At 60.9% G+C, this 12,321-nt stretch carries 9 protein-coding genes; all 9 read left to right on the top strand.

Annotated features, from left to right (window positions below; all coding sequences use genetic code 11):
- Window positions 1–5: 5 nt before the first annotated feature.
- The 9 genes from GH784_RS05865 to zwf all read left to right on the top strand — a co-directional run bounded on the left by GH784_RS05865 (window position 6) and on the right by zwf (window position 12,321).
- Window positions 6–800, top strand: a complete 795-nt coding sequence (locus GH784_RS05865) for an ABC transporter permease (protein ID WP_013761321.1) — start codon at window positions 6–8, stop codon at window positions 798–800.
- A 12-nt stretch (window positions 801–812) separates the two neighbouring features.
- On the top strand, window positions 813–2,213 hold the full coding sequence (locus tag GH784_RS05860; RefSeq protein ID WP_019566395.1) for an ethanolamine ammonia-lyase subunit EutB: 1,401 nt from the start codon (window positions 813–815) through the stop codon (window positions 2,211–2,213).
- Entirely contained in the window at window positions 2,213–2,989 is a 777-nt protein-coding gene (gene eutC / locus GH784_RS05855) for an ethanolamine ammonia-lyase subunit EutC (protein WP_153793271.1), read from the top strand. The genes GH784_RS05860 and eutC overlap by 1 nt, the downstream gene beginning before the upstream one ends.
- Window positions 2,990–3,094: 105 nt before the next feature.
- A complete protein-coding gene (locus GH784_RS05850; RefSeq protein WP_153793270.1) occupies window positions 3,095–4,492 on the top strand; it encodes an NAD(P)/FAD-dependent oxidoreductase in 1,398 nt (465 codons plus the stop codon).
- Window positions 4,489–5,751, top strand: coding sequence for an NAD(P)/FAD-dependent oxidoreductase (locus tag GH784_RS05845; RefSeq protein WP_113090437.1), 1,263 nt, complete (start codon window positions 4,489–4,491; stop codon window positions 5,749–5,751). The genes GH784_RS05850 and GH784_RS05845 overlap by 4 nt, the downstream gene beginning before the upstream one ends.
- A complete protein-coding gene (locus tag GH784_RS05840) occupies window positions 5,751–7,148 on the top strand; it encodes an FGGY family carbohydrate kinase (protein WP_153793269.1) in 1,398 nt (465 codons plus the stop codon). Before GH784_RS05845 ends, GH784_RS05840 begins: the two co-directional genes overlap by 1 nt.
- 344 nt (window positions 7,149–7,492) lie before the next feature.
- Window positions 7,493–9,898, top strand: a complete 2,406-nt coding sequence (locus tag GH784_RS05835; protein WP_194842948.1) for a glucan 1,4-alpha-glucosidase — start codon at window positions 7,493–7,495, stop codon at window positions 9,896–9,898.
- 36 nt (window positions 9,899–9,934) lie between these two features.
- Window positions 9,935–10,939, top strand: a complete 1,005-nt coding sequence (gene gnd, locus GH784_RS05830) for a phosphogluconate dehydrogenase (NAD(+)-dependent, decarboxylating) (protein ID WP_019566389.1) — start codon at window positions 9,935–9,937, stop codon at window positions 10,937–10,939.
- Window positions 10,936–12,321 (top strand): glucose-6-phosphate dehydrogenase, encoded by a 1,386-nt coding sequence (gene zwf, locus GH784_RS05825; protein ID WP_019566388.1) that lies wholly within the window; start codon window positions 10,936–10,938, stop codon window positions 12,319–12,321. Before gnd ends, zwf begins: the two co-directional genes overlap by 4 nt.

The raw sequence follows: 12,321 nt of genomic DNA, 5'->3' as shown, positions 1-12,321 counted from the left end.
CGAAGATGGAAGAACGTCCCGCTCCGCTGGCGCTGAAAATTGTCGCCTTCATCATGTTCCTTTTCCTCCTTGCGCCCGTGGTGCTCGTCGTGCCGATCTCGTTTTCGGCCGACAGCTACATGACCTTCCCACCCTCCGGCTGGAGCCTGCGCTGGTATGTGGATCTCATGCACAATTCCAAGATGATCGGCGCCCTCGGCACCAGCACGCTCCTTGCGGTCATCGTTACCGTGCTGTCCATGCTGATTGCGCTGCCCGCCTCCTATGCCATCGTGCGGATGCGGGTGATTGGCGCGGATACATTGCTCGCCTTCTTCACCGCGCCGCTTCTTCTGCCGACCATCGTTCTTGGCCTTGCGATCCTGATCGTCTTTGCCGGTGCGGGCCTGCTCGGTACATTCACGGGTCTGGTGATCGCGCATCTGATCATCGTGTTGCCCTATGCGCTGCGTGTACTCACCACGTCGCTTGCGGGCCTGCCGCTGATCTACGAGGAGGCCGCCTCCACGCTCGGGGCGTCACCTCTTACCGTCTTTCGCCGCGTCACCATGCCGATGATCGCGCCTGGCATCGTTGCAACGGCAGCGCTTTCCTTTCTCGTCTCGTTCGATGAAGCCGTGATTTCGCTGTTCCTCACCGGTCCGCGCATCACGACGCTTCCCGTTGCCATGTATCAGCATGTCGAAACCCAGGCTGATCCGCTTGTTGCCGCCATCTCCGTTCTTCTGATCGTGCTCACGCTTGCCGTCGTCCTGATCGTGGACCGCACGGTGGGCCTCACGAAGACTTTCGTGAAGTAAGGGGCCAGAAAAATGGCTTATCGACAGATCGCAGCCGGCACGACCTATCGTTTCGACGATCTGAAAACCCTGATGGCAAAGGCGACGCCGGAAAGGTCAGGTGACCAATTGGCCGGGATCGCGGCGGAAGGGCCGGTGGAGAGACTGGCGGCACAGATGGCGCTGGCCGATCTGCCGCTTTCCACCTTTGTTGCACAGGAATTGATCGCCTCGGACGAGGACGAGATTTCGGCCCTGATAGCGCGCCAGCACGACGCACTGGCCTTCGCGCCGGTGTCTTCTCTGACGGTTGGTGAATTTCGCGAGTGGCTGCTCAATTCCAAGGTCGGGCACGCGGAACTTGAAGCGGTAAGTTGGGGTCTGACACCGGAAATGGTGGCGGCAGTCTCCAAGATCATGCGTCTGCAGGATCTCGTGACGGTATCGGCCAAACGGGAAGTCGTGACCCGTTTTCGCAACACGATTGGTCTTTCCGGCCGCCTGTCCACCCGCAACCAGCCAAATCATCCGACTGACAGTTCCCGTGGCATCGCCATCTCGGCCATTGACGGGTTGCTGCTGGGGAGCGGCGATGCGGTGATCGGTGTTAACCCGGCCACCAGCGCTGTGACGGACTATATCCGCGTCGTGCAGTTGCTTGACGATCTGCGGCAATGGCTGGACATTCCAACCCAGACCTGCTGCCTTGGCCATGTGACGACGGCCATCAAGGCGATGGAGCGCGCTGCACCCGTCGATCTGGTTTTCCAGTCGATTGCCGGTTCCCAGAAGGCCAATGCGGGCTTCGGCATTGATCTTGCCGTTCTGCGAGAGGCTCATGAGGCTGGTCAGTCGCTGAAGCGCGGAACTATCGGCAGCGACCTCATGTATTTCGAGACGGGGCAGGGGGCTGCCCTGTCGGCCGATGCGCATTTTGGTGTCGATCAGCAAACGATGGAGGCGCGTGCCTATGCCGTGGCGCGCGAATTCTCGCCGCTTCTGGTGAATACCGTCGTCGGCTTCATCGGTCCGGAATATCTCTATAATGGCAAGCAGATCATTCGCGCCGGGCTTGAAGATCATTTCTGCGGAAAGCTGCTTGGCCTGCCGATGGGTGTCGACGTCTGCTACACCAACCACGCCGATGCCGACCAGGAAGACATGGACGTGCTGCTGACCATGCTGTGCGCCGCTGATGTGAACTTCGTTATTACCGTGCCAGGCTCGGACGACGTCATGCTGAACTACCAGACGCTTTCCCATCACGATTCAATCTATGCCCGCGAAACGCTGAAGCGTCGGCCTGCGCCGGAGTTTGAGGAGTGGCTGGTGAATATGGGCGTGACGGATGCCGCCGGCCATATGATCGAGAACCCTGCGCTGATGAACCGCGGGCTTCGCGAACTTGATTTTCTTGGAAGGGACGCCGCCTGATGCGTGACCGCCGGCCCTCCCTCATCTCCAGCCCGCCGGAACGTCTCAAGGCCCTGCGTGTGGCAACCGATGCACGCGTGGCGCTCGGCCGCACGGGTGCAAGCCCGCCCACGCGCGCGGTACAGACATTTCTGTTGGATCATGCGCAGGCGCGCCAGGCCGTGTGGCGTCCGCTGGACATTGAAAAAATGGAGCGTGACTTGCGCGCTTCGGGTGCGGATGTCGTGCATGTCGCAAGCCGCGCGCAGGACCGTGCGGATTACCTGCGCCGACCCGATCTCGGCCGTGCTCTTTCAGACGAAGGCCGTCTGGCGCTCGACGGGCAGGCCAAGGGAGCCGATGTCGCATTGGTAATCGCCGACGGGCTTTCCGCAACGGCTGTGGAGATGAATGCAGTGCCGGTGGCAGCGGCATTGCTTAATTTACTTGCAAGCAACGGATTGACGGTTGCGCCGCTCACACTTGCCACGCAGGCACGGGTTGCGCTGGCGGATGATGTGGGAGCCGTCCTCGGCGCAAAGGTGACGGTGATCCTGATTGGCGAGCGCCCGGGCCTTTCGGCAGCCGACAGTCTTGGCGCCTATGTCACCTTCAGGCCGGAGACCGGGCTGCCGGATTCCCGACGCAACTGCATTTCCAATATTCGTGATGGTGGCGTGCCGCCTGTCGAAGCGGCGGGCAAGATCATGACCCTGATCAGCGCCATGTGCCAGCAGGAGACAAGTGGCGTGACGCTGGTTGAATTCGAAAAGCCGCTGACGGCTTTGTCCGACTAGAAACAAAGCAGATCTCATTCATAGCCACGAACCGGCAAGGTGCATCGGCTCGATCCGTTGCGCCTATTGATTTCGCTTTCGAACCACGAAAATAAAGGCAAGCCCATGGTCCAGAGCCTCTCCACAGCATTCGACGTCGCCGTCATCGGTGCCGGGGTGGTCGGTTGCGCGGTTGCCCGTCGTTTCGCACTGGCGGGTGCAAAGGTCGTGATCATCGAGAAGGGGTCCGATATTCTTTCCGGGGCATCGAAGGCCAACAGCGCTATCCTCCACACCGGCTTCGATGCGCCTGAAGGCAGTCTGGAACTGGAATTGGTGAAGGCAGGCCGGGCAGAATATCTGTCCATCCACAGGCAGATGGGCCTTAGCCTCGTTGAAACCGGCGCGTTGGTTTGTGCGTGGAATCCCGACGAGGCGCAAAGCCTGGAGGCGATCGCCGAGCAGGGGCGACGCAACGGCATTGCCGAGCTCGGTCTGCTTACGGCCCGGCAAGCCCGGGAATCCATGCCCGGCTTGTCCGACCGTCTTGTCGCAGCACTCGAAGTTCCGGGTGAACATGTCATCGATCCCTGGTCCGCGCCGCTGGGCTATCTTACGCAAGCGGTGGCGCTTGGCGCGCAGCTGGTGCGCAACGCCGAAGTCCTGTCCGGTGCGTTTGATGGCGCGTGGCGGATAGAGACGACGGCGGGTCCGATTCTTGCGGCGAGCGTTGTCAATGCGGCCGGATTGTTCGGCGATATCGTCGATGCGCGGCTGGGGCTTGTCCCAGACTTCACCATCAAGCCTCGCAAGGGACAATTCGTCGTTCTCGACAAGGCCGCCCGCCGGCACGTGCCGCGCATCGTCCTGCCCGTTCCCACCGAAATCACCAAGGGCATCGTTGTGTGTCCAACCGCCTTCGGCAACGTTCTCATCGGCCCGACGGCGGAAGAACAGGATGACCGCGAGCGTGCGACGGTAGAAACGGCGGCGCTGGAAGCGCTGCTGACGCGCGGCAGGGAGATCGTTCCGGTACTGGCCTCCATTCCCGTGACCGCTATCTATGCCGGCTTGCGCCCGGCCTCCGAGAAGAAACATTACCGGATTTCCGCACGGCCGGACCGGCGCGCGATCACGCTTGGCGGCGTGCGATCCACCGGTCTCAGTGCGGCACTTGGTCTGGCGCAGCACGCTCTGGCGCTTCACGAAAGTTTCGGCACGCGCTTCATGCCCCCGCCCGCAGTGCCTCATGTGACGATGCCGAACCTGAGCGAAACCTTCGAGCGGGACTGGCAGCGCGCCGATCATGGCGAAATCGTCTGCCATTGCGAGCTTGTCACCCGCCGTGAGATCGAGGCGACATTTTCCAGCGCGGTGCCGCCGGGTGATTTCGGAGGTTTGCGGCGGCGCACCCGCGCCGGCATGGGGCGCTGTCAGGGATTTTACTGCAACGCCCGGCTGGCCGCGATGACGGGCGACCGTCTGGCTGTACCGCTTGCGGTCCGTCCGGGAGACGATCGATGAGCTCCCGGAAGCCTTTTCAGCAGATGCAAAAAAACGTTCCGGATGCAGATGTAATCGTGGTCGGCGGCGGCCCGGCGGGCGTGGCGGCAGCGCTGGAGCTGAAAGCACGCGGCGTCGCGCGTGTGACGATCCTCGAGCGTGAGCCAGCGCTTGGCGGCGCACCCCGTCATTGCACACATTCGCCTTTCGGCATGCGCGAATTCGGACGCGTTTATTTCGGCCCGGCCTATGCGCGACGTCTGCAGCGGCAGGCGCAGGATGCGGGCGTTGATGTCCGCACCGGTCATTCCGTGGTGGAACTCGGACAGGACGGTACGCTGCTGGTTACGTCTGCGCGCGGCGTGGAAACGTTGAAGGCCCGGCGCATTGTGCTGGCGACCGGCGCGCGGGAAAAACCACGCTCAGCGCGGCTCCTGCCAGGCGACCGGCCGGTGGGAGTGATCACCACCGGCACGCTGCAATCCTATGTCGCCTTTCACGGCATCATGCCCTTTCGCCGGCCGCTTATCCTTGGTTCGGAACTGGTTTCCTTTTCCGCGCTTCTCACATGCCTGACGCATGGCGCGCGGCCGGTGGCGATGATCGAGCCTGAGCCGGAACCGCTGGCGCGGTCGCTTTTCCGGTGGTTTCCCCGATTGGTCGGAGTGGCCTTTTATTGCCGCGCAACACTTGTGGACATTCGTGGGAGCGGTCGTGTCGAGGAGGCCGACATCCGGCTGGCAGATGGCCGTATCCTCACCGTCAAGTGCGATGGTGTTCTCCTCACCGGGCGGTTCACGCCGGAGGCAACGCTTCTGAACGCATCCCCTGTTGATCTTGCGGCAGGCAGCGATGGACCTACGATCGATCAGGACGGCCGGATGGCCAATCCGATGTTCTTCGCCACGGGGAACGTATTGCGGGCCGTGGAAACATGTGGCTGGTCGTTTCGCGAAGGCCGCCGCGTGGGTGCTGCCGTTGCCGACGATCTCACCCTCGAACCCTGCAACGCAAAGGCAGTGCGTATCGCTTTCGCCGACCCGCTCAAACTCGCGGTACCCACCATGGTGCGATCGGGGGGGCTCGACCGGCCGGCTTTTCTCGATTTTCAGCTGCGCTTCATCAGACGTGTTCAAGGCAGGCTTTCGCTTCATCTTGATGGAACGGAAGTGTGGAGCAAGTCCGGCCGGTGGCTGCCGGAACGCCGTGTGCTTGTGCCCATTCCCCGCGCCGCCGTTGAGGCGACCCAGATTGCCTTTCACTTTCAGGAGACGAATTGATGCGCATAGCGGCGATCGATCAGGGAACGACGTCGACCCGATGCGTTGTGATAAGCGACGGTGGCACGGCGCAACTCGTCTCAAGCCTGCGTCATGCACAGTTCTATCCAAACCCCGGCCATGTGGAGCATGATCCGGAAGAGCTTTTGCGCAACATCCGCGCGGTACTGGCCGATGCCGGGCCGGTAGATGCGATCGCGATCGCCAACCAGGGCGAGAGTTGCCTGGCGTGGGATGCCGAGAGTGGGGAAGCGCTGTCGCCGGTCATCGTCTGGCAGGATGCCCGCACCGCCGAAGCCCTGGCCGCTCTGCCCCAATCGGCTGCGGAACGATCGAAAGAGATTTGCGGATTGCCGCTCGATCCCTATTTTTCGGCGAGCAAACTGTCGTGGTTGCTAAGGCACAATCCGGCGGTGGCACGGGCGAGAGCCGAAGGGCGGTTGCGCCTGGGCACCACCGACGCATTCTTTCTGGATCGGCTTGCAAGCTGTTTCCGCACCGACCTTGCAACGGCCTCGCGGACGGGACTGCTTGATCTGGCAACCGGTGCCTGGAGCCCGGAACTCTGCGCTCTTCATGGGGTGCCGCTGGATTGCCTGCCCGCAATCGGTCCTGTTAATGGCGGCTTCGGTTCCATCGAGGGAACGCCCATTCGCGTTTCCATCGTCGATCAGCAGGCGGCGCTTTATGGGCACGGTTGCCGCAAACCGGGCGATTGTAAGATAACCTTCGGCACGGGCGCCTTTCTGTTGGCCATCGCTGGTCACGAACGCCCGTTGTCGGGGGAGCTTCTGCCCACCATTGGCTGGCAAAAGCAAGGCGGCGCAGCCATTTTCGCCATAGAAGGCGGGGTTTATGACGCCGGTGCCGCGCTGGAATGGGCGCGAAAGATCGGCCTTTATGTTGACAATACCGAACTTGACGGTTTTGAGGGTTCATCGGCCGTTCGTCGTGGACTGGTGTTCGTGCCCGCATTCTCGGGCCTTGCCGCGCCATATTGGGATAGACAGGCCGTACCGCTTTTCATCGGCATGGACCACGCAACGGCGCGGAGTGACATGGTGCGCGCCCTGCTTGAGGGCATTGCCCTGCTGACGGTTCGGTTGATCGAAGCCGCGCAGACTTTCGTTCCCATCGGCGGTACGATTTCGATAGATGGCGGCCTGTCGAACAGTCGCTATTTCGCCCGTTTCCTGGCCGCTGCCAGTGGTCGGACCATCTGCGTTCCGGCCATGCGCGAGTTGACGGCGCTTGGTCTCGCGGAACTGTGCGATATCGATGTCACCGCCATGCGAAAAGATGCGGAGATATTCAAACCCGACGGATCGGTCGAAGAAGCGGATCACGCTCGCTTTGCACGCGCCATAGGCAATGCAAGGGGCTGGTCGGGCGGTTGATGTCCACTTGGAATAGCCGGTTCATCGGCAATATCGGTGTGATCCCCAACGGCCGCCCGCTCTAGCGGCGGCTTGGTGGCTGAGCGTGTTGGTCCTGCAACCCGAAACCTCCACGCGCGGCGCGGCTTAAATTACCAAATCTTTAGTTGTGTACCAGTTCGCCAATACCTAGCTTTATGGCGAGGCTGCATCCGTTGTGGATATGAGCAAGGAACCGGTAAGCCGGTTTCCTGTTGTTATCCAGGAACAGAGCCTTGGTTCAAGGTCGAGATACCCGTCATGACTGCTCAGGACTGCAATTCGCGCCACTTTCGCCTGCCTCATCAGCGTAACCGAGACATTTCATGATGCGCACCGGACTGGATTTTGCACCGGGCGCGCCTGGCATAGAAGCGCGCTGGACGTCGAGCGCCAAAAACGGGGTCGGCACTGCGCTGTCGGAAGCATCGCCTATCTGGTTCACGCTCAGCCACGGCATTCTGAACGAGGTCTATTATCCGAGGATAGACAGTGCCTGCACCCGCGATCTCGGTTTTGTTGTCACTGGGCCTGAGGGTTACTTTTCGGAGGAAAAACGCGACTGCGTATCCGTCACCCGCCCTTTTAAAAGCGGAATTCCGGCATTTCACATTACCAATACGGCGACGGATGGCTCGTTCAGAATTGAGAAACAGGTGATCAGCGATCCCGCGCGGGCCAGTGTTCTTCAGCAGCTTTCGTTCATTCCCCTGAAGGGACAAATTTCGGATTATCGCGTGACTGCGCTGCTGGCACCTCATCTCGTCAATGCAGGCAATCTTAACTCGGCTTGGATTGGCGACTATGAGGGACATCAGGTCCTCTTCGCGACCGGCCGTTCACGATATCTTGCGCTTGTCTGCGATCTGCCCTGGCGGGCAGTCAGCGCCGGTTTCGTGGGTGTTTCCGATGGTTGGCAGCAGTTGCATCGGCACGGACGCATCGTTGAAGAGTACCAGCGAGCCGATGACGGAAATGTCTCGCTGGCAGGTGAGATCGACTTCAGTGATGTCAATGGCGCGGCAACATTGGCGCTCGGCTTTGGCGAGACGGAATATGCAGCGGCTGCGGCGGCCGTTTACAGTCTGAAGCATGGCTTTGAACGGGCGCACGAGGCCTACGTTGCCAACTGGCGCAACTGGCAAGACCGGCTGGAAACGCTCGACCGCGATACGCATCACGGCATCAATTCCTATCGGGTGTCGACAGCAGTGCTCGCCGCACATCGTGCCGCCGACCGGCCGGGCGCTGTTGTTGCAAGCCTTTCGATCCCTTGGGGCGCATCGAAGAGCGATGACGATCTCGGTGGTTATCACCTGGTCTGGCCGCGCGATCTGGTGGAAGCGGCCGGCGGATTTCTGGCGGCCGGCGATCACCATGAGGCGCTGGCGATCCTCAATTATCTTCGTCAGGTGCAGCAGCCATCGGGTCGCTGGCCGCAAAATCTCTGGCTGGATGGCAAACCCTATTGGCCGGGCGTACAGATGGATGAATGCGCCTTTCCGATCCTGCTGGCGGATATGCTGCATCGATATGGTCACCTGGATCATGCCACGCGGGCGGATTTTATGCCGATGATCCACCGCGCCGCAGCCTATATTCTGGCAAATGGCCCGACGACCGGGGAGGACAGGTGGGAAGAGGATGCCGGCTACAGTCCCTTCACCCTTGCCGTCGAGATCGCTGCGCTGCTTGCCGCTGCCGAGCTTATCGATATGGACGGTGATGCTGCCGTAGCCGTACATCTACGGGAAACGGCTGATTGCTGGAACGAGCAGATCGAACAATGGACCTTTGCCGGTGACGAGACATTCTGCGCCGCGCTTGGCATTTCCGGCCACTATGTTCGCATCGCTTCGCCTGACGCGACCGACGTAGCTCGACCATTCGGCGATACGCCCATCCGCAACCAGACGCCGGACCGTTCCACGCTGCCGACCAGCGACGTCATCAGCCCCGATGCGCTTGCCCTTGTTCGCTTCGGCCTGCGCGCGCCTGACGATCCGCATATTCTCGCGACGATCAAAGCAATCGACCATTGCCTGCGTGCCGATCTGCCGCAGGGGCCTGTATGGTATAGATATACGGGCGATGGATATGGTGAGCACGCCGATGGAGCAGCATTCGACGGCACCGGGCGGGGGCGGCCATGGCCGCTTTTGACCGGCGAACGCGCCCATTACGAGCTTGCTGCGGGAAGGCGGGAGGTGGCCGAAGCGCTGCTGGTAACGCTGGAGAAATCGGCCGGTGGGAACGGCCTTTTCCCCGAGCAGCTCTGGGACCAGCCCGACATCCCCGAATACGAGCTTTTCTACGGCCAGCCCTCAGGAAGTGCGATGCCGCTGGTCTGGGCGCATGCTGAACATATCAAACTTCTGCGGTCGCTTGCAGATGGTTCCGTTTTCGACATGCCGCCGCAGGGTGTGGAACGATACATCCTCAACAAGACGCCTTCCCACCTTCGGATCTGGTGTTTCAATAACAAGATTGCCGGGATACCGGCCGGCAAGATGTTGCGGCTCGAACTGACGGATGATGCTGTCGTGCACTGGAGTGCGGATGGCTGGGTGACGACCAGCGACACCAGAACGATTGCTTCCGGCCTTGGCACATATTTCGTCGACTTGCCCGTTCAGGATATGGCGGCGGGCGACGCAATTGTTTTTACTTTCTTTTGGCCAAACACAGGGAATTGGGAAAACCAGGATTTCACCGTTCGCCTCGGCGAATGAAGTACATATCGCGCATTGGACAAATGGAGTGTCAGCATGCAGATCGGAATGGTTGGGCTTGGACGAATGGGCGCAAACATGGTGCGCCGTCTTCTGAAACAGGGTCATGATTGCGTGGTCTTCGACGTCAATCTCGACAATGTCGCAGCATTGGTGAAGGAAGGCGCAGTTGGCGCGACCTCGCCGGACGACCTGGTCGCGAAGCTGTCACCGCCACGCGCCGTCTGGCTAATGCTGCCCGCGGCAATAACGCCGAAAATTGCTCGTGACTTTGCCGCCAGACTGCAGGCGGGCGATGCCATCATCGATGGCGGCAACTCCTTCTACCGGGATGCCATCGATTTGGCGGCGGAATTTGCGCCCCGTAGCATCGACTTCATCGACACCGGTACATCCGGTGGCGTCTGGGGTCTGGAGCGCGGCTATTCTCTGATGATCGGTGGCCCGTTGGGTGCCGTGCAGCGGCTCGATCCGATTTTTGCTTCGCTTTCTCCCGGTGCGGGCCAGGGCATCGCGGCCGATCCCGTCACCGGCACGGCGCCAATGGGATATTTGCATTGCGGACCGTCAGGCGCAGGGCATTTCGTCAAGATGGTTCACAATGGCATCGAATACGGTGTTATGGCCGCCTATGCGGAAGGCCTGAATATCTTGAAGGCCGCGAATGCCGGCACGCAGCACCGGGAGGCCGATGCGGAAACGGCGCCGCTCGCCCACCCGCAATACTACCAGTTCGACATCGATCTTCCTGCCGTGACGGAGGTCTGGCGGCATGGGTCTGTCATCGGCTCGTGGTTGCTCGATCTGACGGCGGAGGCGCTGAAGCAGGACCCTCATCTCGACCAGTATGGCGGGCGGGTGTCAGATTCAGGCGAAGGGCGCTGGACCCTTCAGGCGGCCGTCGAAACGGGTGTTCCTGCGCCTGTTTTGGCTTCCGCCCTGTTCGAGCGCTTCTCCTCACGCGGTGAGGCGGAGTTTGCCGGCAAGGTACTCTCGGCCATGCGCAATGCCTTTGGTGGCCATCTGGAAAAAGCAAAATGAGGGCGCCGGCCATGGACAAGCAGCGATCGGACGTGCTCGTGGTGTTCGGTGCCACGGGCGACCTTGCCTACAAAATGATCTTTCCTTCCCTTTACGCCATGGTGAAACGCGGCGCGCTTCAAACGCCAGTCATCGGTGTCGCCTTCGATGACTGGTCGCGCGATCAGCTGATCGCGAGGGCGCGCGACGCGGTTACCAGCCACGTCGACAAGATCGATGAAGCCGTCTTCGAAAAATTCGCTTCTCAACTGCATTACGTGTCCGGCGACTACCGTAACGAGGCGACATTCGAAAAGCTGCGCGCTGAACTCGGTGACCACGGTCATCCGCTTTATTACCTCGCCATTCCGCCGTCACTGTTTGAAACCGTGGTGACCGGGCTTGATAAGGCCGGAATAGCCGCCTCGGCACGATTGATGGTGGAGAAACCGTTTGGCCGCGATCTTGCCACGGCGGAGGCGCTGAACCAGTCGCTGCACGCGGTTTTCGAAGAGGACGCCATTTTTCGTATCGACCATTTTCTCGGCAAGGAGGCGATTCAGAATCTTCTTTATTTCCGGTTCGCCAATGCGTTTCTTGAACCGGTCTGGAACCGCGACCATGTTGAAAGCGTGCAGATCACCATGGCCGAGGATTTCGGCATCAAGGGACGCGGAAAGTTTTATGACGAGGTTGGATGCATCCGGGATGTGATCCAGAACCATCTCATCAACGTGCTGTTGCTACTGGCCATGGAGCCACCGGCAACAAGCGCTTCGGACGATCTTGTCGATGAGAAAGTGCAGATCCTCAAAGCCATGCCACCACTCAGCCGCGAGGATGTTGTGCGTGGCCAGTTCGACGGTTATCTCGACGAACCCGGCGTTGCGCCCGGCTCCAGCCGCGAGACCTTTGCCGCCGTGCGGTTTCGTGTGGCCACATGGCGCTGGAACGGCGTGCCTTTCTTCATCCGCGCCGGAAAGAACCTACCTGCCCATGCAACCGAAGTTGTGGTGCGTTTCAAGCGGCCGCCGATAGCGCTTTTCGGCGATGTTGAGGCGGCGGCCGCAAATTATGTGCGCTTTCGGCTCGGGCCAGATATCGCCATCGGCATTGGCGCGCGCCGCAAGGCTGCCGGGGACGGTATGCTCGGCGAGGCGGTGGAACTGGGTGCTGTCGATGACGGCATCGGCGACATGGCGCCTTATGAACGGCTTATCGGCGATGCGATGGCGGGCGAACGCCAGCTTTTCACCCGTCAGGATGCGGCAGAACTTGCATGGAAAATCGTTGAGCCCATTCTCGACGACCCGGCGGTGCCGCCACGCTATGCCGTAGGAAGCTGGGGTCCGGTCGAGATGGAGAGTTTCGCGCCGCCTGGCGGTTGGGTTGATCCGGAGTGA

Source organism: Agrobacterium tumefaciens, assembly GCF_009649785.1.
Taxonomy (GTDB): domain Bacteria; phylum Pseudomonadota; class Alphaproteobacteria; order Rhizobiales; family Rhizobiaceae; genus Agrobacterium; species Agrobacterium tumefaciens.
Note: the sequence above shows the minus strand (reverse complement) of the source record. Positions and strands in the feature narration are given on the sequence as shown.

Excerpts from the sequence above, each read along its gene's own strand:
- GH784_RS05865 (WP_013761321.1), top strand. The coding sequence starts at position 6 with ATGGAAGAACGTCCCGCTCCGCTGGCGCTGAAAATTGTCGCCTTCATC.
- GH784_RS05860 (WP_019566395.1), top strand. The coding sequence starts at position 813 with ATGGCTTATCGACAGATCGCAGCCGGCACGACCTATCGTTTCGACGAT.
- eutC (WP_153793271.1), top strand. The coding sequence starts at position 2,213 with ATGCGTGACCGCCGGCCCTCCCTCATCTCCAGCCCGCCGGAACGTCTC.
- GH784_RS05850 (WP_153793270.1), top strand. The coding sequence starts at position 3,095 with ATGGTCCAGAGCCTCTCCACAGCATTCGACGTCGCCGTCATCGGTGCC.
- GH784_RS05845 (WP_113090437.1), top strand. The coding sequence starts at position 4,489 with ATGAGCTCCCGGAAGCCTTTTCAGCAGATGCAAAAAAACGTTCCGGAT.
- GH784_RS05840 (WP_153793269.1), top strand. The coding sequence starts at position 5,751 with ATGCGCATAGCGGCGATCGATCAGGGAACGACGTCGACCCGATGCGTT.
- GH784_RS05835 (WP_194842948.1), top strand. The coding sequence starts at position 7,493 with ATGATGCGCACCGGACTGGATTTTGCACCGGGCGCGCCTGGCATAGAA.
- gnd (WP_019566389.1), top strand. The coding sequence starts at position 9,935 with ATGCAGATCGGAATGGTTGGGCTTGGACGAATGGGCGCAAACATGGTG.
- zwf (WP_019566388.1), top strand. The coding sequence starts at position 10,936 with ATGAGGGCGCCGGCCATGGACAAGCAGCGATCGGACGTGCTCGTGGTG.